The 26,512-nt window shown below is 68.9% G+C and carries 21 protein-coding genes; 3 read left to right on the forward strand and 18 right to left on the reverse strand.

Annotated elements, in window-relative coordinates; translation table 11 throughout:
- Nucleotides 1-21: 21 nt before the first annotated feature.
- The 15 genes from O9271_RS00825 to O9271_RS00895 all read right to left on the reverse strand — a co-directional run bounded on the left by O9271_RS00825 (nt 22) and on the right by O9271_RS00895 (nt 13,398).
- The gene (locus tag O9271_RS00825) at nt 22-1,578 is read right to left on the reverse strand and encodes a polyamine aminopropyltransferase (protein WP_298265415.1); all 1,557 of its coding nucleotides are present in this window, start codon (nt 1,576-1,578) and stop codon (nt 22-24) included.
- Nucleotides 1,575-1,787 (reverse strand): DUF350 domain-containing protein, encoded by a 213-nt coding sequence (locus tag O9271_RS00830; RefSeq protein WP_291261156.1) that lies wholly within the window; start codon nt 1,785-1,787, stop codon nt 1,575-1,577. Before O9271_RS00830 ends, O9271_RS00825 begins: the two co-directional genes overlap by 4 nt.
- A gap of 24 nt (nt 1,788-1,811) precedes the next feature.
- Complete coding sequence (locus O9271_RS00835; protein WP_298265240.1) at nt 1,812-1,997, reverse strand: hypothetical protein; 186 nt, start codon at nt 1,995-1,997, stop codon at nt 1,812-1,814.
- 2 nt (nt 1,998-1,999) lie between these two features.
- A complete protein-coding gene (locus tag O9271_RS00840) occupies nt 2,000-3,322 on the reverse strand; it encodes a DUF4178 domain-containing protein (protein WP_298265242.1) in 1,323 nt (440 codons plus the stop codon).
- Between the two features lie 7 nt (nt 3,323-3,329).
- Nucleotides 3,330-3,974, reverse strand: a complete 645-nt coding sequence (locus O9271_RS00845) for a DUF4178 domain-containing protein (RefSeq protein ID WP_298265244.1) — start codon at nt 3,972-3,974, stop codon at nt 3,330-3,332.
- Complete coding sequence (locus tag O9271_RS00850; RefSeq protein ID WP_298265246.1) at nt 3,971-4,393, reverse strand: S-adenosylmethionine decarboxylase; 423 nt, start codon at nt 4,391-4,393, stop codon at nt 3,971-3,973. The genes O9271_RS00845 and O9271_RS00850 overlap by 4 nt, the downstream gene beginning before the upstream one ends.
- Nucleotides 4,394-4,426: 33 nt before the next feature.
- A complete protein-coding gene (locus O9271_RS00855) occupies nt 4,427-5,443 on the reverse strand; it encodes an SPFH domain-containing protein (protein ID WP_298265248.1) in 1,017 nt (338 codons plus the stop codon).
- Between the two features lie 83 nt (nt 5,444-5,526).
- Nucleotides 5,527-6,960 (reverse strand): M24 family metallopeptidase, encoded by a 1,434-nt coding sequence (locus tag O9271_RS00860; protein ID WP_298265249.1) that lies wholly within the window; start codon nt 6,958-6,960, stop codon nt 5,527-5,529.
- 50 nt (nt 6,961-7,010) lie between these two features.
- Nucleotides 7,011-7,499, reverse strand: a complete 489-nt coding sequence (locus O9271_RS00865) for a hypothetical protein (protein ID WP_298265251.1) — start codon at nt 7,497-7,499, stop codon at nt 7,011-7,013.
- Between the two features lie 314 nt (nt 7,500-7,813).
- A complete protein-coding gene (locus O9271_RS00870) occupies nt 7,814-8,818 on the reverse strand; it encodes an alpha/beta hydrolase family protein (RefSeq protein WP_298265253.1) in 1,005 nt (334 codons plus the stop codon).
- Nucleotides 8,819-8,825: 7 nt separating this feature from the next.
- On the reverse strand, nt 8,826-9,623 hold the full coding sequence (lepB, locus tag O9271_RS00875) for a signal peptidase I (RefSeq protein ID WP_298265255.1): 798 nt from the start codon (nt 9,621-9,623) through the stop codon (nt 8,826-8,828).
- Nucleotides 9,624-9,746: 123 nt separating this feature from the next.
- Nucleotides 9,747-10,184 (reverse strand): SWIB/MDM2 domain-containing protein, encoded by a 438-nt coding sequence (locus tag O9271_RS00880; protein WP_298265257.1) that lies wholly within the window; start codon nt 10,182-10,184, stop codon nt 9,747-9,749.
- Between the two features lie 264 nt (nt 10,185-10,448).
- Entirely contained in the window at nt 10,449-11,468 is a 1,020-nt protein-coding gene (locus O9271_RS00885) for an alpha/beta fold hydrolase (protein ID WP_298265259.1), read from the reverse strand.
- Nucleotides 11,426-12,325, reverse strand: coding sequence for a deoxyribonuclease IV (locus tag O9271_RS00890; RefSeq protein ID WP_298265261.1), 900 nt, complete (start codon nt 12,323-12,325; stop codon nt 11,426-11,428). The genes O9271_RS00885 and O9271_RS00890 overlap by 43 nt, the downstream gene beginning before the upstream one ends.
- Nucleotides 12,326-12,369: 44 nt before the next feature.
- A complete protein-coding gene (locus tag O9271_RS00895) occupies nt 12,370-13,398 on the reverse strand; it encodes a hypothetical protein (protein ID WP_298265263.1) in 1,029 nt (342 codons plus the stop codon).
- 127 nt (nt 13,399-13,525) lie between these two features.
- Between O9271_RS00895 and pruA the strand changes: the two genes are divergently transcribed.
- Both pruA and O9271_RS00905 read left to right on the forward strand, forming a co-directional pair.
- Nucleotides 13,526-15,157 (forward strand): L-glutamate gamma-semialdehyde dehydrogenase, encoded by a 1,632-nt coding sequence (gene pruA, locus O9271_RS00900; protein WP_298265265.1) that lies wholly within the window; start codon nt 13,526-13,528, stop codon nt 15,155-15,157.
- A gap of 181 nt (nt 15,158-15,338) precedes the next feature.
- Nucleotides 15,339-16,295: a PhzF family phenazine biosynthesis protein gene (locus tag O9271_RS00905; protein ID WP_298265267.1), complete on the forward strand. Its 957-nt coding sequence runs from the start codon at nt 15,339-15,341 to the stop codon at nt 16,293-16,295.
- A 5-nt stretch (nt 16,296-16,300) separates the two neighbouring features.
- On the opposite strand, the gene O9271_RS00910 is transcribed toward O9271_RS00905, so the two are convergent.
- The gene (locus O9271_RS00910; protein WP_298265268.1) at nt 16,301-17,557 is read right to left on the reverse strand and encodes a GGDEF domain-containing protein; all 1,257 of its coding nucleotides are present in this window, start codon (nt 17,555-17,557) and stop codon (nt 16,301-16,303) included.
- Between the two features lie 120 nt (nt 17,558-17,677).
- On the opposite strand from O9271_RS00910, the gene gltB reads away from it, so the two are divergent.
- Nucleotides 17,678-22,255, forward strand: coding sequence for a glutamate synthase large subunit (gltB, locus tag O9271_RS00915; RefSeq protein WP_298265269.1), 4,578 nt, complete (start codon nt 17,678-17,680; stop codon nt 22,253-22,255).
- A 14-nt stretch (nt 22,256-22,269) separates the two neighbouring features.
- On the opposite strand, the gene O9271_RS00920 is transcribed toward gltB, so the two are convergent.
- Together O9271_RS00920 and O9271_RS00925 are read right to left on the reverse strand one after the other, a co-directional pair.
- A complete protein-coding gene (locus O9271_RS00920; RefSeq protein WP_298265271.1) occupies nt 22,270-23,730 on the reverse strand; it encodes a HEAT repeat domain-containing protein in 1,461 nt (486 codons plus the stop codon).
- A 30-nt stretch (nt 23,731-23,760) separates the two neighbouring features.
- Nucleotides 23,761-26,427 carry a hypothetical protein gene (locus O9271_RS00925; RefSeq protein ID WP_298265273.1) on the reverse strand — a complete coding sequence of 889 codons (2,667 nt, stop codon included), beginning with the start codon at nt 26,425-26,427 and terminating at the stop codon, nt 23,761-23,763.
- Nucleotides 26,428-26,512 lie beyond the last annotated feature (85 nt).

A 26,512-nucleotide genomic window follows, 5' to 3' on the forward strand; every position in this document is an offset into this window, starting at 1 on the left:
GCGAGGCCCCGCGTGGTGCGCCTAACGATTGATGGCATCGAACTCGTGCTCGTAGTAGCGCACGAGCACCTGATCGTTGAGTCGATTGGCCTCGGCGGGCACGCGCTGCATGTCCGCCGGAAAGTCGAAGAGCGTGGGCACGGCCCGGGCCGTGAGGTAGCGCAAGCCTGCGGGCAACCGTGCCGGGGGGGCATAGCTATTGACCCCCGCAATCACGAAGCCCCACTCGCCGAAGCTCGGCACGTACACATGATACGGCCAGGTGCGAAGGCCAGCGCCCTCCAGCGTCGTCACGATGCTCCAGTATGACTGCCGCGCGAACATGGGCGACGTGCTCTGCACGGCAATGAAGGCACCGGGCGCGAGGTGCTGCTTCACGAGGCGATAGAAGGCGCTCGTGTACAGCTTGCCCACGTGATAGTTGGACGGATCCGGGAAATCGACGATCACGAAATCGAACTGCGCCGCATTGGCGGCGAGCCACGTGAAGGCGTCCGCATTGATCACCGTTACTCGCGGATCGTTCAGCGAGCCTGCGTTGAGTGCCGTGAGCCGCGGATGCGACCGAAACAAGTCGGTCATGCCCTCGTCCAGATCCACCAGCGTGACCCGCTGCACGTCGGGGTAACGCAGGATTTCGCGCACCGCGAGGCCATCGCCGCCCCCAAGCACGAGCACCCGCCCGCGGGCGCGCGCGGCGGCGAGTCCGGGGTGCACGAGCGCCTCGTGATAGCGATACTCGTCGCGCGACGCGAACTGCAGATGCCCGTTGAGGTAGAGGCGCAGGTCGTCCTTCCAGCTGGTGAGCACGAGGCGCTGATAGCGGGTGTCCTTCGCCAGGATGATGGGATCGGCGTACATCCCCTCCTCGGCCAGCGTGGTGATGGCCTGCCCCTTCCAGAGGCCGCCCCCCAGCACGAGGAGCGCCAGCAACCCGGCTCCCTGCAACCAGCGCCGTCGCGGCAGCACGTCACGGAAGAGCCATGTACTCCACAGCCCCACCGCCACGTTGATCACACCGAAGAGCAGCGCAGAACGCACGAGGCCGAGTCGCGGCACGAGCAGCAGCGGGAACAGCAGCGAGGCCACGAGGGCGCCGATGTAATCGAACGTGAGGACATTGGCCACAACATCCTTGAACGAGTAGCGGTCCTTGAGGATGCGCATGAGCAGCGGCACCTCGAGTCCCACCAGGATGCCGATGAGCAGCACCAGCGCATACAGCGTGGGGCGAAAGGCCTCGGTGTACGCAAACGCGAGGAAGAGGGCGAGCGAGGACAGCCCCCCCACCACCCCGACGAGCAGTTCGATGATGACGAAGCGGGTCACGACTCCGCGTACCACGAAGCGGGACAGCCAGCTTCCTATCCCCATGGCAAAGAGATAGGTGCCGATGATCGTGGAGAACTGCGTGACGCTGTCGCCCAGCAGATACGACGCGAGCGCTCCCGCGACGAGCTCGTAGATGAGCCCGCACGCCGCGATGAGGCATACGGAAAGAAACAGCGCGAGTTGCACGGGAACCCTGGTGACGCGTTCGTTGGCGCGATGCCCCGCGCGCGATGCCGCGCGCGTCAGTGAATGGCGGCAGCGACGATGATGCCGAGGGCGATGGCGACCGAACCCATGAGAATGGCCGCTGCGGTGTTCTTCTTCTCGCTGATCTCATCCCAGAGCTTGCCGGGGGTGAGAGCATCGAGGATGAAGAAGGCCGCCACGAACATCACGATACCGATGAGCGCAAAAGCGGCGGAGTTGACGACGTTCTCCACGAACTGTCCGTTCATGCCTGAATCCTCATGCGTGGGGTGTCACTTGCCACGGAGCGTGCGCCCGGGGATGTAGTACGATGAGCGGTACGCGCCCGGATTGTCGCGCACCGAACGCGGATCGTTGCGCGTTTCGTTGGCGCGCGTGAGCGTCCAGCCGCGATACTGCGCCATGCCGAGCAGGGCCAGCACCAGGGCGAGCCAGACGGTGTAAATGCGAGGGCCCATGCTCAGTCTTCGCTGGCGGAGGTGCCGCCGATGGGATGATCGCTTTCCGCCCAGCGCCGGTTTTCGAAGGCGGCCGACGGAAAGAGGGCGAAAATCATGGGCGTGAGGACCGCAAGGAACGCCAACGCGTAGAAGCCATAGTGCGGCACGTCGCGACGGACCTCGATGGTGTATGCGACACGCTGTCGGCCAACCTCACCACCTTCCGGTTCAACGCGCAGGAAGTAGCGGCCAGCGGGTACGGCCGACAGCCGCACCGTCTCCGAGCGATCGCCTTCCGACCACGACCCGTCGCTGTCCTGCCCCGAGTAGTACTCGAGCTGGCGTGTGACTTCGCGTGTCTCACCCGTCTGCTCGTTGATGAGCGACAGCGTGAAGAACACCCAGTCGTTTTCGAGCGCCGCGGCGACATCGATCGCCACACCGGAGGGGCGTCCGTCGAGCGTGAAGGGGGCCGTCACGAAGGCGGCGTTCGTGCTCGTGCTGCGGTCGAAGGTATATGCCTGCGAGAAGGCGGTGCGCTTGCTGGAGAAGATGAGGTTCGCGAAGAGCATCGCGAAGAGCACCAGCAGACCGATGAGGAACCGCTGCCCCATGCGCTTGGGGAGGTCGCCGTACGGATTGGGTTGGTTGGCGAAGACGCCGATGGGCGTGAGGAGCGAGGGCACGCCGAAGGCTCGGGCGATCTCCTCCGGCGGCGTGTAGCTGCCACGGGAGAAGGTCACCTCACCCGCCGACTCCTCGGCGCTGAGGATGAAGGGCGGGTCGACGAAGTCCCGACTCACCACGGAGTCGCCCACGCGCAGTTCCCACGGGAATTCGCCGAGCGCGGCCGTGGTGCGCGCCAGCGCCGTCTGGAAGTGCTTGTAGCGGCGACCCTCGTGGGTGAGGGTGAGCAGCCCGTCGCTCACGCCACCGCGGGGGCGCCACTTGAGCTTCTCGATGACGTTCCAGTGGCCGTCGTATTCTGACAGGTACAGAAACCCGCGATACGGATTGAAGCAGACGTACTCCGTCCACGAGTAGTCGGTCCCTTCGACGGTTATGGTGACCACCTGGCAGCCGATCACTTCCCAGGTGACACGCCGCAACACCCCGCGCGTGCCCAGGGGAATGCGCGGCTTGAGTCGTACGGCCTCACCGTACTGCAGGACCCGCAGGTTGTCGTTGGCGGCATCGAGCTGCGCGCCACAGGCGGCACACACGACGCTCTCGGCCCATCCCTGCGCCCGCATCTCGATGGCGGCACCACACGAGGGGCACGAAAGGGATGCCACGCGCGGAACCACGCTGCGGGCCACTGGCGATGTGGTAGGCAAGGTCATGGGGTGCTCACCAGCCTTCGAAGTCGCGCAACTGCGTCATGGCGAGATCATCGAAGGACACGTACTCCCCCAGATACAGCAGCGACGGCGTTTCCGTACCATCGACGGTGGCAAAGCGGCCGTCGTCGCTGACCAGGTCGACGAACGTGCTGGTGCCCTTCGCGAATGTGGTGAAGGGCAATTCGCCCTCGGTGCCCAGATAGTGCGCCTCGAGGATGTTGGCCACCTCGTATCGCCCATCCCCCCACGCGAACGCATCGCCAACGAGCACAGTGCGCAGCTCCGGCAGGCGACCATCGGGGTACACCTGCACCGTCATGGCGTACTCCAGCTGCGCATCGGCGAGCCACGCGCTCGATCCGTCGTCGCGCAGACAGTGCCATTCGTTCCAGCGTCCCCGCTCCCACCCATAGGTGAGCCGCCCCACGACCAGGAACGACTGGCCGCGCCAGCGCCCCGTGGTGCCGATCTGAATGGGCGAGCCCGTGACGGGAAAGTCGGCCTGCAGTCCCACGCGCTCGAGCGCGAGGTCGCGGCGCACGAGCAGGCTGCGGCAGTAGGCGCAGGTGGTCTGCACGGCCTGCGCCCACAGAAAGCGCACGGGCGCGCCGCAATTGGGGCAGGTGGCGCGGTGCGCCTGCGGTACGGTCACGAGCGCGTCAGCCCCGCGCCGTCAGCCACTGGCGCATACGCGCGCGCCACGTGCCGCACGTGAACGACCGTGGCGCCAAGACGCGCCTGCAGCCGCGCCTCCCAGTCCCACGCCGCGCGGGGCGTGCAGCAGAACAGGTTGAGACACGCGGACCCGTGCTCCGGGAACGTGTGCACCGTAAGGTGCGACTCGGCGAGCATGAGCAGCCCGGTGATCCCCCCGGCCTCCCCAGCATCACCGTCTGCTGTGGCCGTTGGTGCCGGGAACTGGTGCCACAGCGCCTCGCCCACGGGATGCAGGGACAGTTCGGTCACGATTTGCGCAAAGAGCGCGCGCAAGGTGGCAGGATCGGCGAGGCGCTCGGGCACACAGCCGAGCGCCTCCACGATCCACTCTTCACCGGCAGTGGATGTCGTCATGCCGAACGGCGGCGATTAAGGCGGGCCGTGCGCTCAGCTTCCCTGCGCGGTGCCGCAGGCGGAGCAGAACTTGGCGATGGACGGCAGCCGCGTGCCGCAGTTGATACAGAACTTGCTGTCGGCCGAGGGCTCGACGGGGGGCGCCATGCGCGTGGGGGGCACGGCTGCGCCAGGCGCCGCCGGTGCCTGCATGCCACTGGCAATGGCCCCACTGATGGCCCCGCCAATTCCTACGCCGGCGCCCAGCCCCGCCGCGAGGCCGGCAATGCCGCCTTCGTTGGCCGCCGCAATGGGAATGCTCTGCGCCGCCTGGTACGCCGCGTAGGTGCGCATGTCGCCGATCATGTTCATCGAGATACGCTCGTCGAGGCGCTTCTGCAGTTCGTCCGGCAGCGACAGGTTCTCGACGGTGAACGACTCCAGCTTGAGCCCCAGCTGCTCGAACGCCGGCGCCACGCCGCTCGCAATCTGCGTGGCAAGCTGCGCCTGATTGGCGGCCAGGTCGAGAAACGGCACGTTCGCGTTGGCGAACGCCGTGGTGAAGCCGGCAATGATGGCGTTCCGCAGCTGGGGCTCGATCTGCGCCACCGTGTACGCCGTATCGGTGGCGCCCACGGTCTGCTGGAACACGGCGGGGTTGGCCACGCGGAACGCATACATACCGAACGCGCGCAGGCGCACCGCCCCGAACTCGCGATCGCGAATGGTGATGGGCTGCTGCGTCCCCCACCGTTGTCCGGTCTGCTGCCGGGTGGAGAAGAAGTAGACATCGCTCTTGAACGGTGACTGGAACATCTTGTCCCAGTTCATGAGGTTCGTGAGCAGCGGCAGGTTCTGCGTCACCAGCGTGTGCAGCCCGGGGCCGAAGGCGTCGGCGGCGCGCCCTTCGTTCACGAAGAGCGCCAGCTGCGACTCCCGCACCGTGAGCTGGGCGCCACTCTGGATTTCCATGTCCCGCATGGGGAAGCGGTGCATGAGCACCCCGGGACCGGACTCGGTCCACTGGATGACATCGATGAATTGCTTGCGGAGGAAATCGCCCAGCGCCACGGAAGCTCCTGGTTCAGGTGTAGCAGCCACTACGACAACGCCGACGGAAAGTGTCAGGATGACACCCGGCGCCCCACTTCAGTTCACTTGAGGGGAGCGCTCACCAGATGGTACGTGGTTTGCCGTCCGAACGCCCAGCGCACCTTGCCGCTGGCATCGATGATCACGTCCTCCTCCTGCGCCGACCGCACCTGCTGGTTATTCCACTCCGGCACCGGGGTGGTAGCCTGCAGTTCGATGGAGTACCACATGCCGGGGATGATCTTGTGATCGCCGCGCCCGGGCACGCCGTCCTGGTAGTCCCACAGACCGATCAGCGCGCCCGCTCCGTGGCCGTGCAGCCCGATCGGATGCGAGTACTCGGTGCCGTCGATCCGCTCCGCCTTCATGCGGGTGAGCACCGCCTTGAGGACGTCGTTGCCTGTCCGTCCGGGCTTGAGCTCCTCCACGGTGATGTCCTGCAGCCGATTGGAGGTGGCGAGCGCCTTCTTGAGCCCCGCCGGCACGTCGGTCTCGCCGGGCTTGAGCACATAGCCATTGTGTTGCGTGTCGGTGTTGAGCCCCATCGCGGTCACGCCGAAGTCGCAGTGCAGCAGATCACCGGGCAGGATGACGGGGTTCACTCCCACCAGCTCCGGGCTGCCGAAGGCGCGCTGCACTTCCACGCTGGGCTGGAACCAGGTGGACAGCCCCAGGTCGGCCAGCCGCTGGCGCATCCACCACACGACGTCGTCGGTTCTGGTGACACCGGGGGTGATGACCTTGTTCGAGAACGCTTCGCTGATGATCTCCCACGCGACGCGATTGAGCTCACGGAACGCGGCCTCCTCTTCCGGCTGACGCGCGGCGATGAGGTCCACCGCGAGCGCCTCGGCGTTGACGATCCGTGTGGTCCACGGCGCGCCGAGCGCCTGCAGCATCCCCTCCTTTTCCCCGCTCGAGAGGCCATCGGCGAAGGCGAAGGTGCGTGACGTGTTGATGGCAATCTTCTGCGGCTTCCGTTCCTCGATGACCTGCTTGAGCACGGTCCATTGCTCATCGCCCCACAGCTCGGCCTGCCGCGAGTTCTCACGGCTGCCGGCCGCGGGCTGCGCCACCGGCTTCATGCTGCGCACCGCCTTGAAGACGTTCCCCTGCGATGTGCCGCCCAGCGCGATGCGTTCGATGCCCTGCTGGGGGCCGCGATCGAAGAACACGTAGATGGTGCGCCGACGCGCCGCGAAGGTGGTGGGCGACGTGATGGCCTTGAACAGCGGGTCCTCGTTGTACTCGCGCATGGGGACGACCCACATGTCCACGCCTTCGCGACGCATCAGCATGGGGAGCGTCCGCTCCATGCGCAGTTCGAACCACTTCTGCTGCTGCATCGCCTGATCGCGCAGCAGCCCGAACGGGCGCAGCGAGTCGGCCGCCACGGAGCCGGAGGTGCGTGCCCCCGGCGTGGCGGGAAAGGCGATGGGCTGGGCGTGCGCGGCGAGGGGGGCGAGCAGCGCGAGGGCGGCGATGGTGGGACGCATTGTCACGAGGTCCGTGGGGGATGGAGGTGGTTGGGCAGCAGGCCGTCCGTTCAACCAGTGGCCGGCGACCGCTGGTCGACGGCTTTCCGGACCATCTGCACGACGACCGCGAGGATGAGGGCGAAGAGCGCGATGGTGAGGCCGCGTTGCCAGAGCGTCTGGCCGGCCATGGCCCACCAGTCCCCCCAGCCGGCGAGTTGTGAGCCATAGCGCTCGCGTCCGAGGGCGATGAGCACGGAGCTCATCCCCATTTCCACGGCGAACTCGATGACGAAGAAGGCCACGGCGCGCAGCGGCCAGCGGCGCACCGGATAGTTGCCGAGGTGCCAGGTGAGCATGCCGCACAGGAACAGCACGCCCAGCGTGAGGCCGACGATGAAGAACAGCCAGCTCCCGCTGCCGAGGATGACGGCACGCCACCCGCGCAGCACCAGCCCGGTAATGCCGGCTGGCTCCACGGTGCGGATGGCGAAGGCGCGCAGGGGGTGGAGCTTCTCCTCACCCCAGTGGATCACCTCGCGCGGGAAGAAACGGGACATTCCGGTGAAGCTACCTGCGGGGAAAGGGGGCGCTAGGCCTTTCCCTGTGTGTGGGGGGGAACGGCGCGGGGGACTACGCGCGATCGACGACGCGTTGGCGGGGACGCGTTGGCACCGACGCAGACACCGACGCAGACACCGACGCCGGCGCAGCCGCCCCCCGACCCCAACCCCGACCCGCGTAGTTGCCGTGCGTCCGTGCCGGCGTTGGCGCCCGCGCTGCGCCGCGTTGGTGCCAACGCGTTCCCGCCAACGCGTTCCCGCCACAGCGTCGTCGCCAACGCGTCGTCGATCGCGCGTGGTCCCCCGCGCCGTTACCGCACGACGCGCAGCAGAAATGCCAGACTCTCCGGCAGGTGCGCGCGCCAGTAGCTCCAGGTGTGCGCCCCCGGGTACTCCGTGTACCGGTGCGGCACCCCCAGACGGGTGAGGGAGGCGGCAAAGTCGCGGTTGTGTGGCGCCCAGACGTCGTCTACGCCGCTGTCGAACTGGAGCGCCGGATAGCGCGCGTCGCCGCGCTGCACGCGGGCCCCCAGGCGGGCCGCCAGCTGCTGCGGGTCGCGGGCGCGCCACCCCAGCGTGTCGGAGCCAAAGGCCGGGCGCTGGGAGCGCCACAGCTGACGCGCCGCGGCGGCCAGCTCGGCGACGGTGCTGGCGTAGCGCGCGGGGTCGGCGGGCACGGCCCCGACACGCAGCCGCGGCGAGAGGACACCCGAGTGGCTGGCCGCGGCGCGGAAGACGTCGGGATACGCGAGGGCGAGCGTCATGGCACCGTAGCCACCCATGCTGAGGCCGGCGATGCCGCGGCTCTCGGGGGTGCCCCGGGTGCGGTAACGACGATCCACATGCGCCACGACATCGCGCGCGATGTAGTCGTCGTAGTGCGGCCACGGCACGCAGTAGGTGGCAGCCGGCTCCTGGCGCACCGTATCGGCGGCACACGCTGCGTCGGGGAGCGACGCCCACGTGGTGTACCAGCCATCGTCCCCGTCGGGCATGGCGACGATCGCCTCGGGGAAGCCGGCGGCCACCAGTGAATCCATGACCGACGGCAACCGCCCCGCCGTGACCCAGTCCCGTTCGCTGCCGCCCAGTCCGTGCAGGTACACCAGCAGCGGGTAGCGGGTGGCATCGCTGCGCCCGTACGACGGCGGCAGGTACACCGTGAGTGCCTTGCGGGTGCCGAGGGACTGCGCCCAGAGCGTATCCGTGATGACGGTACCCGTTGCCGACTGCGCCGGCAGTGCCGCCGCCCCCGCCGCCAGGAGCCCGGCAACGGCGTGGCACACTCCCCGCAAGCGGCGCCACGGGCTGGTCACGCGCACATCACCGGATGATGTCGCCAATGCGTCCCCACCGGATATCGGTGAGGAAGGGGAGCGGCCGATCGCTTTCGTCGGCGCGATACGAGTAGTACACGAAGACCGGGCGCCCGCGCACGTTCTCGCGCGGCACGAATCCCCAGTAGCGGCCGTCCTTGGAGTCGTAGCGATTGTCGCCGAGCATGAACAGCATCCCCGGTGGCACGACGAGCGGCCCCCAGTCGTCGAGTGTCGGCTGGGCGGGCGGATCGCCGGCGGCGGTGCCCTGCACCTCGAACGGCTTCTGCCACTGGAACAGCGGGTGGGAGAATCCACCATCGCCCGTGGGGTTCTGCGCCGCGGCAAACCCCTGTCGCTGGGGGACGCCGTTGAGATAGAACAGTCCGCCCCGCATCCACACGGTGTCGCCTCCCACGGCGACCAGACGCTTCACGAGCGTCGGGGTGGGGTCGTCCGGCTGGTCCAACTGATTGGGCGACACGAACACCACGACATCGCCACGCGCGGGGTCGTCGTATCCCGGGAGGTTGATGGAGGTAAGCGGCACGTGCGGGCCGTACGCCAGCTTGTTCACGAACAGCCAATCCCCAACGAGCAGCGTCGGAATCATGGAGCCCGAGGGGATGCGATAGGCCTCGAGCAGGAACGTGCGCACCAGGAGAAAGACTCCCACCGTGAACAGGACGGCCTTGGCGTTCTCCCACAGGGTGGGGCCGTGGCCGGACCCGCCGGTGGACTTGCCGGCGCGAAGCGCCGAGACGGCGCTGCCACTGCTGGAGGAGGCGGACTTCTTCGAGGCCACGGGTGTGCGGGTAGGTGTTCCACGGAGGCGCCCGGCGGGGCGGAGGGCAAACCACCGGAAATGTAAAAGGGGCGCATCCGGATGGACGCGCCCCCTTGTCGTACGAAAGCAGCCGATCGTGGGTTACGACAGGTGCTTCGACACGAGCTTGGTCATGTCGAACATGCTGACCGAGCTCTTGCCGCCGAACACCTTCTTCAGCTTGTCGTCGGCGTTGATCTGGCGCTTGTTCTTCTGATCCTGGAGGCCGTTCTTCTTGATGTAGGCCCAGAGCTTCTTCACGACTTCCGTGCGCGGCAGGCCCTTCTCACCGACGATCGCCGCGAGTTCGGCGCTCGGCGTGAGGGGCTTCATGAACGCCGGGTTCGGCGCGCGCTTGGCGGCCTTCTTGGCCGGGGCCTTCTTCGCGGCCGCCTTCTTGGGCGCCGCAGCCTTGGTCGCGGCCTTCTTGGCCGGGGCCTTCTTCGCAGCCGCCTTCTTGGGCGCGGCCTTCTTCGGGGCAGCCTTCTTGGCGGCCTTCTTGGGAGCAGCCTTCTTCGCGGACTTCTTCGCAGCGGCCATGTCGTCTCCTGAGAGTGGTGACCGTGTAGGTCGCGTCGAGCAACCGGATGATCTCGACAGATCGCGCGAAGGCGGGAAGCGCTTCGCGGACGCGCACAAGCTACAATCACACCTTGGTCGCGCAATAGTGGATTTGACGTGTTCCCTCTGAAAAACGCCGATTTCTTGCCGTTTTTCTCCGTTTTCCCCTCTGACGCGCGGATTTTTTCGTCGCGGCGCGCCCCGTTTCTCCTCTCAAACGCGCGCTCGCGGCGCACCGCCCGCTCAGCGCGGCGCCATGTGAACAGAGAGAAAATGTGTGGTGGCGGCGAGAATTTCGCGGCGCACCCGCCGGTCGCCGAGGCGCACGTACCCCTCGGGCTCGCCGTCGTGATCGGGGAGCAGCAAGTGATCGGTGTCGCGAAACCGCCGCACCTCTACCGGTCGTGTGCCCCCGCGGCGCAGCGCGCGTGCGAGCTCGTCGGCATGTGCCGGCGGCACCTGGCGATCGGTGTCACCGTGCAGCAACAGGACCGGCTGGCGCACCGTGGCCGCCACCTCGCGCGGGTCGAGCGCAAACCAGCGGCGCAGCCACGGGTCCGCCGCCGCCAGCAGTTCCGCCTCGGCATCGGCGGCCGCGAGCACCGTCGTATGGGCCTCGCCAGGCCACCGGGCGAGGTCGCTGCTCACGAGCTGTTGCCGCTGCCAGCGGGCGATTTCACGCCCGGGACGTGACGGGGCGCCCAGCAGTACGAGGGCCGCGATCGCCGGGTCGGCACGCGCCGCGAGCAGCGCCACGACCGCGCCCTCGCTGTGCCCCACCAGCGCGATCCGCGCACGGTCGATGGCCGGCTGTGCGCGCAGCCAGCGAACGGCAGCGGCCGCATCGCGGGCAAAGTCATCCGTCGTCGCTCCCGCGAACCGTCCGCCCGACTCGCCGGTGCCCCGATCGTCGAGACGCAGCACGGCCATCCCTGCCGCGGCCAGCGATTCGCTGAGCTCGCGCCACGGGGCGTAGCCCGACAGCTCCGCCCGTGCGCCGTCACGATCCTGCGGCCCGGAGCCGCCGATCAGCAGCACCCCAGGGACGCGCGACGGCACGGCCGCCACCGGGGTGGGCAACGCCGGCAACGTGAGCGACCCCACGAGGGTGATGCTGTCGTCGATCGCCACCACGGCGCGCTCCTCACGCCACGTGCCGGTCGGGGCGGGGGGCGTGCACGCGGCGATCCCCAGCAACGCGCACGCGACCACGCGCCGCGTCAGCGCGCCGCGTCGGCGAGCGCGCGCAGGCGCGTGAGGCACTGAACGTCCCAGGGATCGGGCGACGCATCGTCTTCAGCGACGTCGGGAAGCTGCTGCGGCGTCTCGAGAATGAGCGGGATCCCTTGGGCGCGCCGGTCCTGCAGCAGCCAGCCGAACGGCTCAGCGCCAATGAGCCCCTCGCCAATGAGCGCGTGCCGATCCTTGTTCGACCCCATCGCCCCTTCACTGTCGTTGAGGTGCAGGAAGGCCGGCGGTTCACCGGTGGCCGCTTCGAAGGCGTCCAGCACGCCCGTCAGCGCCTCCCGCGACTCGGCAAGGGGAAAGCCCGACGCAAAGAGGTGACAGGTGTCGAGACCGTAGCCAGCTCGATGCCGCTGATCACGGGGAATGCCCGCCAGCATGAGCGCCACCTCGTCGGGGGTGCGCCCCACGGTCGTGCCGGCGCCTGCCGTGTTCTCGATCAACAGGCGCGTCGTGCCCTCGGGGACTGCGGCCAGTGCGCGGCGCATGGCCTCTGCCACCCGTTCGCACGCCTCCTGGCGGTCACCGGTGGTCGCCGCCCCCGGATGAAAGCACACGCCACCCACGCCCAGCGCGGTCGAGCGCTCGAACTCCTTGGCCAGCCCCGCGGCGGCACGCGCCCACTTCTCGGCGTCCGGCGTGGCGCAGTTGAGCACGTACGCGGCGTGCACGATGACATGCGTCGGCTGAATGCCGGCGGCGGCGAGCGCGTCGTGGAAGCGGGCGACCCGGTCCGGCTTCACCCCTACCTTGTCGTTGTAGTACTTGGGGATGGCACTGAAGATCTGCAGCGCGTGCATGCCCGCATTGCCGGCGCGACGGGCTGCCATGGGGATGCCGCCGGTATCGATGCAGTGGGCGCCCAACAGGAGCATGGCTCAGGAAGCAGGGAGGGGGCGTTCAGGGAGCAGGACGCAGATCACTTCACGACGGCACGACGGATCTTGAACACGGGTTCCGCATCGGGCGAGGCGAAGTCGCTCCACCCGACCACCACGGCCTTGCCGCGCACCGCCACGTACGGATCGCGCGCCGTGGTCCCGCCACTTGCCGTCAGCCGCTCCTCGAAGAGATGGCCGGCCGTGCGGGAAATCGCCACCGCCGTCGTCACCCGGGCGCGGCTGTTGGGGTCCTCGTAGGCCACCGCCACCAGTTCGCCGTGCGACGCCACGCGCGCCTGCCCCAGCCGCTCGCCGTAGAGCACGGCCACCGGCGGCTCGAAGGCGGAGCGAGGATCCATCTGGTGCGCATAGAACACCCCCGGGCCCTCGGGGCCGGTGAGGGCGTAGGCGACATGCACATATCCGTTGAGGCTATCCACCGCAAGACTCGGCGCGGGGCGCGCGCACCCGTACGCGCCGCGATCGGCGGCCTGCGCATCGCGCGGCCCCTGATCGAGCGTGTCCACCATGATGGGACCGCGCCAGGCGCCGAGGCGCCCTTCGCTGCGGACCGAATCGCGCCAGGCGGCGGCCAGGTGGACACGGCCGCCCGTCGCGCGCGTCCACCACACTGCCACCCGGCCACGCGCCGGGGCCATCGCCAGCCGCAGCGAACGGGCACAGCGGGCGGCGTCGAGGGGCACCTCCCCGTCTCCCAGCGAGGTCGTGGGCGCCGGGGCCATTTCCATGGGCGGCAGCGTCGCCGACGCGGCGAGTCGCTGCCCCGCTTGCGCGAGGGAATCGAGAGGCCCCACGAGCAGGGTGACGGCCCCCGCCTCGCGCAGCTGATCCTCCGTGAGCAGGAACGCCGCCGTCGTGGAGCTGTCGGCGAGCGTACTGTCGTACGGCGCGAACGGCGGGTAGCGCAGTGGCGACGGTTTCGTGGTCGCCACGGGCGCCGCGTCCAGCCACCGCGCCGGTGGTTCCTCGCAGGCGGTGAGGGTGAGCCCGAGCATGGCACCCGTAAGGAGCGCGGCGGGGCGGAAAGGTGGCAGCGGACGGGACATGCGCGAACGGTAGTGCAAGAACGGCGCGACGCCAGCGCGTCTGCTAGCTTTGGCCACATCCGTTCGCCTGCGGCCGGGCACCGTACTGCCGCCGGGCTCGCTGCTTCCAGTCCATTGGAGACCCACGATGTCCTTTGCTGCCTTCGACGGTACGCGCCGCGTACCGCCTGCGGTCAACGAGCCGGTGCGCGCGTACGCGCCGGGATCGGCCGAACGTGCCTCCCTGCAGACGCGCCTCGAGCAGATGGCCGCCGAGGTGGCTGAGATTCCGGTGGTGATCGGCGGCCGCCGCATTCACACCGGCCACACCGGCACGGTCCGCATGCCCTGCGATCACCAGCACGTGCTGGCCACGTATCACAAGGCCACGCCCGAGCTCGTGCACGAGGCCATTGCCGCTGCCGCCGCGGCGCGCGCCGAATGGGCCAGCTGGCGCTGGGAGGAGCGGGCCGCCGTCTTCCTGCGAGCGGCCGAGCTGCTCACGACCACATGGCGCAACACGCTGCTCGCCGCCACCATGCTGGGGCAGGCCAAGACGGTGCATCAGGCCGAAATCGATGCCACCTGTGAACTGATCGACTTCTGGCGCTTCAACGTGCAGTTCGCCCAGGAGCTGTACGCGGAGCAGCCGCTCAGCGACCACACGATGTGGAATCAGCTGGACTACCGGCCGCTCGAAGGATTCGTGTACGCCGTCACGCCGTTCAACTTCACGGCCATTGGCGGCAACCTCCCCGGGGCCCCGGCGCTGATGGGCAACGTGGTGCTGTGGAAGCCGTCGGCCACGGCGCTGCTGTCGAGCTGGTACACCTACCTGCTTCTCGAGGAGGCCGGCCTGCCCAAGGGGGTGATCAACTTCATTCCCGGCGACGCGGCCATGATCTCCGATATCGCGCTCACACATCGTGACCTGGCCGGTGTGCACTTCACCGGCTCCACGGGTGTGTTCAACAGCATGTGGGAGACGGTGGGCAAGAACATGGGCAAGTACCGGTCGTATCCGCGCATCGTGGGCGAAACGGGGGGCAAGGATTTCATCGTGGTGCACCCCAGTGCCGACCCGCAGGCCGTGGCCGTAGGGATGGTGCGCGGCGCCTTCGAGTACCAGGGGCAGAAGTGCTCGGCGGCGAGCCGGGCGTACGTGCCAGCGTCGCTGTGGCCCACGGTGAAGGCGCGGTGCATCGCGATGATGGCGGAGATGAAGCAGGGGGACACGCGCGACTTCTCCAACTTCGTGGCGGCGGTGATCGATGAGCGCGCGTTCGACCGGCTCGCCGGGGCGATCGACGACGCAAAGACCAACGCGACCATTGTGGCCGGTGGGGGCTACGACAAGTCGACGGGGTGGTTCATCCAGCCCACGATCGTGGAAACGCAGGATCCGAACTACCGCTCGCTGTGCGACGAGCTGTTCGGCCCGCTGCTCACGGTGTACGTGTACGACGATGCGAAGTGGATGGAAACGCTGGCCTTGGTCGATGGGACGTCGCCGTATGCGCTCACGGGTGCCGTGTTCTCGCGCGACCGGCAGGCGGTGCGCGAAGCCATGACGCACCTGCGCAACGCCGCGGGCAACTTCTACATCAACGACAAGCCCACCGGGGCCGTCGTGGGGCAGCAGCCCTTCGGCGGGGCGCGCGGCTCAGGCACGAACGACAAGGCCGGCAGCAAGTCGAATCTCATGCGCTGGGTGAGCACGCGGACGATCAAGGAGACGTTCTCGTCGCCGCTCGACTGGACGTACCCCTTCCTTGGGTGAAGGACGGCGGGCCGGCCGGTGGCCGGCCCGCTTTGTTTCCAAGGGAGGAGGCAGGAGGAAGGGGGGAAGGGGGAAGGGGGAAGGGGGAAGCCGTCTTCCTTCTTCCCCCTGATACCTTCCCCCTGCCCCTCCCGTGTCATGAACGGGCGCGCGCGCCGCGCGCGCCATCAACCGCATCGCCATGCGCACGATCCGCTACGTCACCGCCGACGTCTTCACGTCGCAGCCCTTCACCGGCAATCCGCTCGCCGTCGTGTTCGGCGCGGAGGGCCTGTCGACCGACACGCTGCAATCCATCACGCGGGAGTTCAATTACTCCGAGACCACGTTCGTGTTCGCGCCGGAGTCGGCGGGCACCACGCGGCGCGTCCGCATCTTCACACCGGGCATGGAAGTACCGTTCGCCGGGCACCCCACCATCGGTACCGCGCACGTCCTGGTGGCCACGGGAGAGGTAAAGCCGTCGGCGGAGGAGATCGCGGCGGGGGAAATGACGGTGGTGCTCGGGGAAAACGTGGGACCGGTGCCGGTCCGTCTCCGACTCGATCAGGGGGGGCCGTCGTGGGCGCAGCTCACCACGGCGCTGTTGCCGGAGGAGCGGGTGGAGGTCACCGACCGCGAAGCGATCGCGCACATGCTCTCGCTGGAAGTGACCGACCTGCTGGACGGCGACTACGCCCCGGCCGGCGTGAGCTGCGGCTTACCCTTTCAGATGATTCCGCTTGCCAGCGTGGACGCGGTGTCTCGCGCGCGACTGCGCGTGGAGGCGTGGGAGCGGGTGCTTGGCGGGACGTGGGCGGAGTGGCCGATGGTCTTCGCGATGACCGGCGGCACGCACAGCGGGGACCTCGCCGACCACGTACGGGGCTGTGACCTCCGCGCCCGCGTGTTCGTACCCAGCTGCGGCGTACCGGAAGATCCGGCCACGGGCTCGGCCAACGCCGCGCTGGCCGGGTATCTGGCCGCACGCACGCCGCGTGAGGGCACGTTGCGCTGGGAGGTCGCCCAGGGCGTGGAGATGGGCCGACCAAGCCGCCTGTCCATAGAAGCGGACAAGTGGCAGGGGGGCATCACCGCGGTGCGCGTGGGGGGCGCCAGCGTGGTCATGGCCCAGGGCACCATGGTGGTGCCCGACTGACGGCGTTACTGGGAACCGGATTGTCCGAGCTTGAGCGCGTCGAGCCCGCGTGACCAGAGCACCACACGGTTGCGTCCGCTGCGCTTGGCGGCATAGAGCGCTTCGTCGGCGCGTGCGCGCAGGTCTTCGGCCATGTCGTCGTTGGGCACGGCGTCGGCCACGACCCCGATGCTCACGGTCAGCATGACCCGGGGCGACGGTTCCACGAAGACCCGTCGCCGAAAGGCCTCCACGATGCGCAGTGCAAGATGCTGCGCCCCGTCTATCGAGGTGCTGGGGGCCAGGATCATGAACTCCTCACCGCCCGTCCGCGCGACCACATCCTCGGTACGCGCATTGGCACGCAGCAGTTCCCCCACTTCGGCAATCACCCGGTCGCCCACGAGGTGGCCATGGGTGTCGTTGACCGCCTTGAAGTGATCGAGGTCGATGGCGAGCAGCGCGACGTCGGTATTGGCGCGCACCGCCCGCGCGAGCTCCCGGCGGAACTGCTGTTCGAAGCCGCGGCGATTGTAGCACCCCGACAGGGGATCCGTGAGCACGATGCTGGCCAGCTGCGTGCGCATGCGATTGTAGGCCCGGCCCACTGAGGTGATCGCATCGGGTCGCTCGTCGGCGGCCACATCGTAGCTCTCGGAGAAGTCTCCCTCTTCGGCCTTCTCGAAGATCGACACCAGCGTGGCGAGTCGTTCCTGCAGGTTGCTTTGCACCCGTTCGAGCAGAAGCGCACCCGTACTGAAGATCGAGAGCGTGACGAGCACCCGGCCCCAACTGACCGGGCTGCCGTGCCGCTCGGCGATGTCATTGAGCAGCAGATATGAGACGGCCGTGGCCGCGAGCATGAGCAGCGCCGGCGAGCGCCCGAAATACACATGCGTGAGTTGCAGCGACACGAAGGCGACGAACAGGCCGAAGTAGTAGTTGTCGGGCTGCGCCAGCAGGAATACAAGCCAGAACACGACGGTCAGGTCGGCGGCCACCATGAGCGTGGAGAGGGTGCGGTTGGCGCTGCGCGTCCGGCGCGTGAAGGCGCGAATACCGAGCACCAGCCCGGCGTAGAGCGCCGTGATGGCGACCAGCACCCAATTCACGTATTCCTGTCCGAGCGTCACGTCGGCGACCGGCGAGAGCGGCAGCGAGCCACTCACGCGCAGCGCAATCGTGACGATCCCCGTGACCACAGCCAGCGCCAGCCGATAGCCGGTCTGCCAGATCAGGATATCGGCGGTGGCCGCCTCCGTGCGGGATCGCTCCGTCTCCATGGGGCAATCGTAGTGCCAATCGGCCGTGGGCGAAATGGATCCGGGGGGAGCGGGACGAACGCCCGGTGGAACGGGACGAGCTGCTCTACGCTTGGTCCATGGACCCTCAGCCCGCTGCCGATGCCCCTGCATGACGCCGTTGGTTCGTTCTTCGATGACCACGTTGGTTCCCCGTACGCCCCGCGCGACGCCTGCGGCGTGGGCTTCATCGCCCGCCAGAGCGGCGAGCGCACCCACGAAGTGGTGAGCCTGGCGCTCGAGGCGGCGGCGCGTTTGGCGCACCGCGGCGCCTCGGCCACCGATCACTCCGCCGACGGCGCCGGCCTGCTGGCCCAGATCCCCCGCCGCCTGTTCATCCTGGCGACCTCGCGTCTGGGTATTCACCTGCCCGCCGACGCCTCCATTGGCGTGGGGATGTGCTTCCTGCCCACCGAGTCTCAGGCGCGCGAGGAGGCAATGGGGCTCGTGACCGACGTGCTGCTTGGCGACGGCATTCCGGTCCTGGGCTGGCGCGAAGTGCCCGTTCGGCCCGAGGTGCTGGGTGCATCGGCACGGGCCGCGATGCCGATGATCCAGCAGGTGCTCGTGGGACGCCCCGCGGGCGCCGACGACGACACCTGGGAGCGTCAGCTGTATCTGGCCCGCCGGGAAATGGAGCATCGGGCGCTGGCCCGGGGGCTCGAGCCGTTCTACATCTGCTCGCTATCCTGCCGCACGGTGGTCTACAAGGGGCTGCTCAACGGCGGGCAGTTGGGCGCCTTTTTCCCCGACCTGCGGGACCCGGCGTTCGAGTCGGCCATTGCCGTCTTTCACGAGCGGTACGCCACCAACACCATGCCGCGCTGGGAGCTGGCGCAGCCGTTCCGCATGCTGGCGCACAACGGCGAGATCAACACGCTCTGGGGCAACCGCAACGGCATGGCCATGCGCGGTGCCCTGCTGGACGCGCCCGCCTTTGGGGAGCGCGCCGATCGCGTGCGCGACCCGATCCGACCGCGTGGCAGCGACTCGGCCAGTCTCGACAACGCGCTCGAACTGCTGACGCGTGCCGGCCGCTCGCCGGTGCACGCCACGATGATGCTGGTGCCGCAGGCCTGGGAGAAGTTCCCCGACGTGGAGCCGGCGGTGAAGGCGTTCTACGAGTTCCACCAGTGCGTGATCGAGCCGTGGGATGGGCCGGCGGCGCTGGCCTTCAGCGACGGCGTGACCGTGGCGGTGTCGCTCGATCGCAACGGCCTGCGCCCGTGCCGGTACAAGATCCGTGCGGATGGCATGGTGGTCGCGGGATCGGAGGTGGGCATCGTGGACTTCGATCCGCGCGACGTGGTGGAGACCGGCAAGCTCGGCCCCGGGGGCGTATTCCTCGTGGACACGGCGGGCAAGCGCATCGTGCGCAACATGGCGGCCAAGCGTGAGGTGGCCACGCGCCGTCCGTACGCGAAGTGGATTGCCGCCCACATGGCCACGCTTCCGCCCAGCGACGGCGCCGAGCCGCTCGTGCGCTCGAGCGACCAGCTGCGCGCCACGCAGATGGCCTTCGGCTATGGCCACGAGGACCTGCGCCTGGTGCTCGAGCCCATGGCCAGTACGGCCGCGGAAGTGGTGTGGAGCATGGGCGACGACGCGCCGTTGGCGGTGTTGAGCACCAACACGCCGCCGTTGTACGCCTTCTTCCGGCAGCGGTTCGCGCAGGTGACCAACCCGCCCATGGACTCGCTCCGTGAAAGCATGGTGATGTCGCTGCGCATGCACCTGGGGCGGCGTGGGTCGCCGCTGGTGGAGAAGCCCGCGTACGCGCGCATGCTGCGTATCGAGCATCCGGTGCTGCTCCCCGACGAAATGGCCGCCCTGCGGGCCTTCCCGCAGTTTCCGAGTGCCACGCTCGACGCCACGTACAACGCCCGCTCGCGGTCGGAAGCGCTGGAGGCGGCACTCGATTCCCTGTGCCGACGCGCCGAGGTGGCAGCGCGCAAGGGGGCCCGCCTGCTCATCATCAGCGATCGCAAGGTGAGCGCCGACCGCGCGCCCATTCCGGCGCTGCTGGCGCTCGGCGCCGTGCGTCAGCATCTCGTACGCACCGGGCTGCGCGCCCGGGTGGGGCTGGTGGTGGAGGTGGGTGACGCCATCGAGCAGCACCACATGGCGGCGCTCTTCGGCTACGGCGCCGAAGCGGTTCACCCGTGGCTGGCCATGGAAACCGTGGCCACGCTGTTCTCCGAAGCCCACGGCAAGGCCGACGCCGACACCGAGCGCCCCGGGCCGGCGCTGGCGCAGTCCCGGTATCGTGCCGCCGTCGAGAAGGGGCTGCTCAAGGTGCTCGCCAAGATGGGCATCTCCACCCTGTCGTCCTACTGCGGCGCGCAGACGTTCGACGCCCTCGGTCTTGGGGCTGACGTGATCGACCGCTGCTTCGCCGGTACGGCTTCCCCCATTGGCGGCCTGTCGCTGCGGGAGCTCAGCGAGGATGTGCTGCAGCGGCACCGGCGCGCCTTCACGGCCGATGGCGCGTCGCAGGCCACGTTGCCTGACCATGGGCGCGTCCGGTTCCGCAAGGAAGGCGAGGCGCACGCGTGGGCGCCGCCGCACGTGCTGGCGTTGCAGCAGGCCGTGGGCAGCGCTCGCGCCTCGCGGGCCGGCACCGACCCCGACAACGCGTGGCGTCGCTTCGCCACGCGCGCGGACGGCGGTACGCCAGCCACCGTGCGCGACCTGCTCGCCATTCGCTCCGGTACGCCCATCCCCATCGAGGAGGTGGAGCCGATGGAAGCGATCCGCGCGCGCTTCATCTCGAGCGCCATGTCGTTGGGGGCGCTGTCGCCCGAGGCGCACGAGACGCTCACGATTGCCATGAACCGCATGCAGGCGCGGTCGAACAGCGGCGAAGGTGGTGAGGACCCGGCCTTCTACCGCGATACCGGACCCGATCGCCGCGACAGTCGCATCAAGCAGGTGGCCTCGGCCCGGTTTGGCGTGACCACCGAGTACCTCGTGCGAGCCGAGGAGATCGAGATCAAGATCGTGCAGGGGGCCAAGCCCGGCGAAGGTGGCCAGCTGCCGGGACACAAGGTCACGGCCCTCATCGCGCGATTGCGCCACAGCACCCCGGGGGTCGGCCTCATCTCGCCGCCGCCGCATCACGACATCTACAGCATCGAGGATCTCGCGCAGCTGGTGCACGACCTCAAGACCGTCAATCCTCGCGCGCGGGTGGGGGTGAAGCTCGTCGCGGAGAGTGGCGTAGGCACCGTGGCGGCCGGTGTGGCCAAGGCCTTTGCCGACTACGTGCTCATTGCAGGGCACAACGGCGGCACCGGCGCGAGTCCGCTCTCGAGTATCAAGCACGCGGGCTCGCCGTGGGAACTGGGGCTGGCCGAAGCGCAGCAGGTGCTGGTGGCCAATGGCCTGCGGCACCGGGTGGAGGTGCGGGTCGACGGCGGGCTCACGACGGCCCGTGATGTGATCATTGCCGCACTCCTGGGCGCGGAGTCGTACGGATTCGGCACCGCCCCGCTGGTGGCCATGGGTTGCGACATGGCGCGCCAGTGCCACCTCAATACCTGCCCCACCGGCATTGCCACGCAGCGTGAAGACCTGCGCGCCAAGTTCCGGGGCACGCCCGAGCAGGTTGTCGCGTTTTTCTCCCGCATCGCGGAGGATGTGCGCACCGAGCTGGCGCTGCTGGGGGTGCGCGCGCTGTCGGAGATCATCGGCCAGGTGGAACGACTGCAGCGCGCGGAGCGTCCTGAACTGCCGCGCTCGACCATGCTCGACCTGTCGCTGGTCCTGAGCTCACCTCGACGGGTCGACGAGCCGCGCGTGCGCACGACGGAGCGCAACGAGCGCCCGGGCACGGTGGAGCTGGACGAGCGTATCCTCGCCGATCTGGGCAACGGCCTCACGACGGGCGCCCCCTTCCGCGGCCGTTATGGCATTCGCAACCACCATCTCACGGTGGGGGCACGAGTGTCGGGGGCAATAGCCGAGCGGTTCGGCGACGCGGGGTTACCGTCGGGCAGGGTCCACCTCGCGTTTCAGGGGAGCGCCGGCCAAAGCTTCGGAGCCTTCGGCATGCGGGGCATGCGCTTCGAGCTCGAGGGAGAAGCCAACGACTACGTGGGCAAGGGGCTCAACGGCGCGGAAATCACCGTGCGCCCTTTTCCCAATGCCCGCTATCGCGGCGCCAGCCACCTCAACATGATCCTTGGCAATACGGTGCTGTACGGCGCGACCGACGGATTACTCTGCGCTGCCGGTCAGGCGGGTGATCGGTTCGCGGTGCGCAATTCCGGTGCCTGCGCCGTGGTGGAAGGGGTGGGCAACCACGCGTGCGAGTACATGACAGGGGGCGTGGTCACGGTCTTGGGGCGCGCCGGGCGCAATTTCGGTGCGGGCATGTCGAACGGGGTGGCTTACGTGTTCGACGAGTCGGAAACATTCGCGAGCCGGCTGAACCATGAGATGGTGCTGCTGGCTGAATTGGATGGCGACGACACCCTGCTGGTCACGCAGCTGCTGCGGTTGCACATCGCGCGCACGGGCAGTGCCCGCGCCCGCTGGATTCTGAACGACTGGGAGCACCAGCATGGACGCTGGCGCAAGGTGAAGCCGCGTGGAGCCGGTGAACATGTGGCGCGGGTTCGCGACACATGGATGGCGCGTCTTGCCGCCCTCAGCGGCGATCAGGCCGTGCCGGTGTAACGGCACGCTCGCGGTCAACGCCCCTGCAGGGCGACGGTGGCGCGCTCGCGTACCTCGGCCTGTTCATCGGCGGCGAGCGCGCGCAGCGTGCTGTCCGCCGCCGGACGGTGACCGGCGGCGAGGGCACCGATGGCGGCAAGGCGCAGCTCCAGATCGTCGGGGGAGCGCGACGTGTTGGTGGCATACTCCACCAGCTTCCGCCGTGCTCGCGGCGTGTGCACATGGGAGAGCGCCGCGATGATCTCCAACTGGTACTCGAAGGCGCGCTCCTCCTGTATGGCCAGCGTCATGCGATCGACGAGCGGGTCGGCATCAGGGGCGGCGAATACGATGGAAAGGGCACGGTTGCGCACGTCGGGCACGCTGTCAAAGAGGACCGACTCGAGGCGGGCCATGGCCGCCGGGCCGCCGATCTGCCCCAGCGCCACGACCGCGGCCACGCGCACGCGCGTATCGGGGTGCCGCAGCAGGCGGGCCAGGTCGACAATGGCCGCCTGGTTGCGCGACTCCCCAAGCAAGCCGGCAGCGTTGCGTACCACGTACCACGTGGGGTCGTGCGCGTACTGCCGCGCGACCACCATCGTGGCCGGCAGGGAGGCCGCCACGTCGTAGAGAACGCGTCGGTCCGCCAGCTCGGTGACCGCAATGAGCTGTTCGAACACGGCACGGGCGCCCGGCAGTCCAGCCCGGATGAGCAGACGATGTACGGCGTCGTGGCTGTCGGGGGCATCGAGCAGGAGATCGACGAGCAGTTGCAGGGCATCAGGGGTGGCCATCCGCTCGAACAGCGCGGCGTCGCCAACGGCGCTGAGCTGCTGGCATACGACCATGCCATCGCCGCGCTCAACGGCCTGCGCAAAGGCGGCTGGGCGCTCGACCGGCGACGGCCCCGTTGCCGATGCCGGTGCCGGCGCGCCGGGGCGGGCAAGCATGCCCCCAGCGTCGATCCCAGCGTCGATCCTGGCGTCGTCATCGCCGGAGCTGTCCGGGAGGCCACCATCGTGCGACACATCGTGCGGCACGACGTCGGCCAGGGCGCGCATGCCGGCCGGTGTCGGGCGCAGTGCCCGCCCGGGAACGCGGAGTCGGATGTTCCAGATGCCCATGGCATCGACACTCTCGAGAATGGCCCCCGGCACGGCGGACGGTGTGCCAACGAGTAGCCCGCCCAGCTTGAGGAACTCGGTATCGGTCACGGTGGACGCAATGTCGATGCCCACGATACCATGGCGATCCAAGAGGTCCCGCAGAACGGCCGCGCCGTCGGCCGTGGCGTCGATGGCCGCGGCCTCAGCGAGCGTCGCGGCGTCGATGGTGACACTCCCCACGTGGGCCAGGGTGCTCAGGCGCTGCACGCTGTTCAGCATGTCGGTCGTGGGCGCGCACTCGCGCAACTGCTCGAGCAGCAGCGCAAGTGCGGCGACGTACACGATTTCGAGACGCAGGTGACGCTCCGGATATTCGAGTCCCCGCAAGGTAGAGAACCCGGGGCGACGCAGCCAGCGTCAGATCGGCGCGTCGAAGTAGAGGTCCAGACGCCAGCCCTTGTTGGGGTAGAGCCCCCGCGCGATGTCGAAGCGCATGAGACCATCGAGCAGGCCGAAGCCAATACCCGCCCCCCGCTGCGGCTGGACCTGCCCGAACGTCCTCCGACTGCCGGCCCATCCCACGTCGAAGAAGGCGACTGGCCGGAATGCGCCACCCCGGGTGCCCAATTCAGCCCGGCTGAACCAGAAGGCATCCCCGGTTTGCGTTCCCGGCAGCTGCCCGCGCACCGTGCGCAGTCCGCCCACGGCGTACCCGCGCTGGAAGGGCACCCGCCCCATGGAACTGCCGATCGCCCCGGTGAGGGCCGCAGCCGCGCGACCGAACAGCGGACGGGAGATGGTGCTCTCGAACGACCCGCGCGCGTATTCGAAGGTCCCCGTTGCGGCCTCGGCGCGCGTGATGCCGACGAGCCGCACGCCGCCCGGCCGGTCGAGGAACGCCCGCGACCAGGTGGCGCTCACGCCGGCGAAATCTCCCGGCTCCGCCTGCAGAAAGCTGGCGAAACGCCGCCCATTCAAGGCACGGGCGAACGAGAAGGTGTTCACCACCGAGCTGTCGCCCGCCGTCCACTGCCGCTCCACGAACAGGCGGTATTCGAGCGCCCCGCGCCGCTGCTCGCGCCGCTCACCCAGTTCGACGCCGTAGTTGCGATAGTAGAAGCCTTCGTCACGCCCGTAGAGCAGAGCCGGCAGCGACGTCCCGAAGGTGAGGGCACCGGCCCACTCGGGGTTGATCGCCGACAAGCGGTGATAGACCCCGGCGGTGATCGTGCGCGCGCCATTGGTGCGACTGAGCGCGAACTCGCCGTTGGCATGCAGGTCGGCGTGCCCGATGCGCCCCACGCCGCGCAAGGTGTAGCCCGCCCCCAGTACCTGCTTCACTTCCACACCACCCGACAGCCCTTCGATGCGGTTGTAGCGGAACAGGTCACTGCCCGTACGAATGGTGGGGAGCTGCGGCACCCACGGCACCTGCAACCCCATGCTCAGCGCGTTCGCCAGCTGTTCCGCGCTGCGGAGGTCGAAGAGCTCTTCGTCGCTGGCCGTTGCCGTCGGGAGCGCTGGGGACTTGGCCAACCGGTCCATGTCGCACGGCATGTCGTAGGCCATGCGCAGCGAACGGTCGAAGCGCTCCTCGACTCGCACCCATGTGCTGTCGGTGCGACATTGCGTGACCTTCCTGCGGCCGTATTTGCGCCGCTCGACCGAGTCGCGCGCGGCCGAGTCGGAGGGCGGGCGACGTCGTCCGCCGCCGGCCACGATGGAGACCTCCGCCTCGTTATCGAGATCGACCTCGGTGGAGTCGTCGCCCGGGCCGACATCGAAGCGGTTGCGCGCCGGCGGCAGCGGCGCGAGCGTGAAGTCGCCGTCCACGTCCTCGTACGTGAACTTCTCGTCGAGCCGGAAGGGGATGCGCATGAACATCACCTCCGCACTGGCCGTGGCGCTGTGCGCGCGCGGCAGCCAGAACTTCCCCTTGTAGAGGGCGTACTCCACGGTGATGGCATCGAGCTTGGCGCGCATGGGGCGCAAGGTGGCGCTCACCCAGCCTGGCACCTCGTCCTCGTCGCCGGCCGCATCCGACGAGGCCGCCGACGCCTCCACCTGTACCGCCCCGCCGAAGAGGGAGGTGCCCCGGGTCGCTTGGACGCGTTGCAGGCTATCCTTCACGTAGAGCTCGCGCGGCAGGCGGGCCCGGAGCACCGAATCGCGAACCGGCGCGAGCGTGGCATTCTCGACGCGATCGCGCTTCAGCTCATCGCTGGTGATGCCCCAGATGTCGAGGTCGGTGGCCAGTCGATAGGCCGCACGCACGAGCTGGCCGCCGTCGCGGTCGAACCAGAACGAGCCCACAAACGTACGCCAGTCGGGTTTGCGGGCCGTGATGCGCAGCTCCCGCAGCCGGATCACCCGGCCGTCCGGAAGCGTGATGTCGGCCGAATCACCGACGTCGTACCGATAGAATCGCTCGGCGCCGCGGGCGAGCGGATGGATGATGTTGCGGTCGTCCACCTCGGTTTTCACCCGCCCGAAATCGGACGACGGGAACCACAGCTGCTCCCGCCCCGGAAAGTAGGGAATGGACACGGCCGACACGAAATCCCCCGTCACGTCGTCTGCCATGGGGACGGTCATGCGAGATCCCAGGGGTCGCACCCGCACGCCCACCTCGCGGCGCCAGGAGATCTCGGCCACGTTGTCGCCGCGGAAGAGCAGCTTCTCGAGCCCGAGGCGGCGCGCGCCAAGATGGACCGACATACGCTGGGTGGTGGTGGCGCGATACGAGCGCAGCGCGCTGTCCTGCCGCTCCCGGGCTTCGCGGGCGCGTTCGAACACGGCGCGGGCCTCGGGGCTGCCGAAGGCCGACGTGGCGGCCTCCGCCGCGAGCTGCGCCCGTGCGGCGCTGTCCCCCCCGAGACGACGCCGGTTGATCGCGCGGGCTTCGCGCACCGCCTCCTGCACGGCTCGTCGCTGCTCGGCCGTGAGCGTATCGCCGCGCGCCCGGGCCGAGTCATTAGCGGCTCCGGGACGCCCGGCGGGCGTGGTGCGCGATGCCTGCGCCGACACGCCCACCGGGGCGAAGGCGAGGGCCGCAGACAGACCGAAAAAGGACAGACGTCGCATGGCGTAATGGGAGACCGGATTCGTTCAGGACGCCGCCGGAGTCCCGGCGCGCCCACCGTGCGGCCGTACGGACGGACGGCGCGAG

This window comes from Gemmatimonas sp., assembly GCF_027531815.1.
Classification (GTDB): Bacteria; Gemmatimonadota; Gemmatimonadetes; order Gemmatimonadales; family Gemmatimonadaceae; genus Gemmatimonas.

Excerpts from the sequence above, each read along its gene's own strand:
- O9271_RS00925 (WP_298265273.1), bottom strand. The coding sequence starts at position 26,427 with ATGCGACGTCTGTCCTTTTTCGGTCTGTCTGCGGCCCTCGCCTTCGCC.
- O9271_RS00840 (WP_298265242.1), bottom strand. The coding sequence starts at position 3,322 with ATGACCTTGCCTACCACATCGCCAGTGGCCCGCAGCGTGGTTCCGCGC.
- O9271_RS00835 (WP_298265240.1), bottom strand. The coding sequence starts at position 1,997 with ATGGGCCCTCGCATTTACACCGTCTGGCTCGCCCTGGTGCTGGCCCTG.
- O9271_RS00895 (WP_298265263.1), bottom strand. The coding sequence starts at position 13,398 with ATGTCCCGTCCGCTGCCACCTTTCCGCCCCGCCGCGCTCCTTACGGGT.
- pruA (WP_298265265.1), top strand. The coding sequence starts at position 13,526 with ATGTCCTTTGCTGCCTTCGACGGTACGCGCCGCGTACCGCCTGCGGTC.
- O9271_RS00905 (WP_298265267.1), top strand. The coding sequence starts at position 15,339 with ATGCGCACGATCCGCTACGTCACCGCCGACGTCTTCACGTCGCAGCCC.
- gltB (WP_298265269.1), top strand. The coding sequence starts at position 17,678 with ATGCCCCTGCATGACGCCGTTGGTTCGTTCTTCGATGACCACGTTGGT.
- O9271_RS00860 (WP_298265249.1), bottom strand. The coding sequence starts at position 6,960 with ATGCGTCCCACCATCGCCGCCCTCGCGCTGCTCGCCCCCCTCGCCGCG.
- O9271_RS00890 (WP_298265261.1), bottom strand. The coding sequence starts at position 12,325 with ATGCTCCTGTTGGGCGCCCACTGCATCGATACCGGCGGCATCCCCATG.
- O9271_RS00865 (WP_298265251.1), bottom strand. The coding sequence starts at position 7,499 with ATGTCCCGTTTCTTCCCGCGCGAGGTGATCCACTGGGGTGAGGAGAAG.
- O9271_RS00880 (WP_298265257.1), bottom strand. The coding sequence starts at position 10,184 with ATGGCCGCTGCGAAGAAGTCCGCGAAGAAGGCTGCTCCCAAGAAGGCC.
- O9271_RS00830 (WP_291261156.1), bottom strand. The coding sequence starts at position 1,787 with ATGAACGGACAGTTCGTGGAGAACGTCGTCAACTCCGCCGCTTTTGCG.
- O9271_RS00850 (WP_298265246.1), bottom strand. The coding sequence starts at position 4,393 with ATGACGACATCCACTGCCGGTGAAGAGTGGATCGTGGAGGCGCTCGGC.
- O9271_RS00910 (WP_298265268.1), bottom strand. The coding sequence starts at position 17,557 with ATGGAGACGGAGCGATCCCGCACGGAGGCGGCCACCGCCGATATCCTG.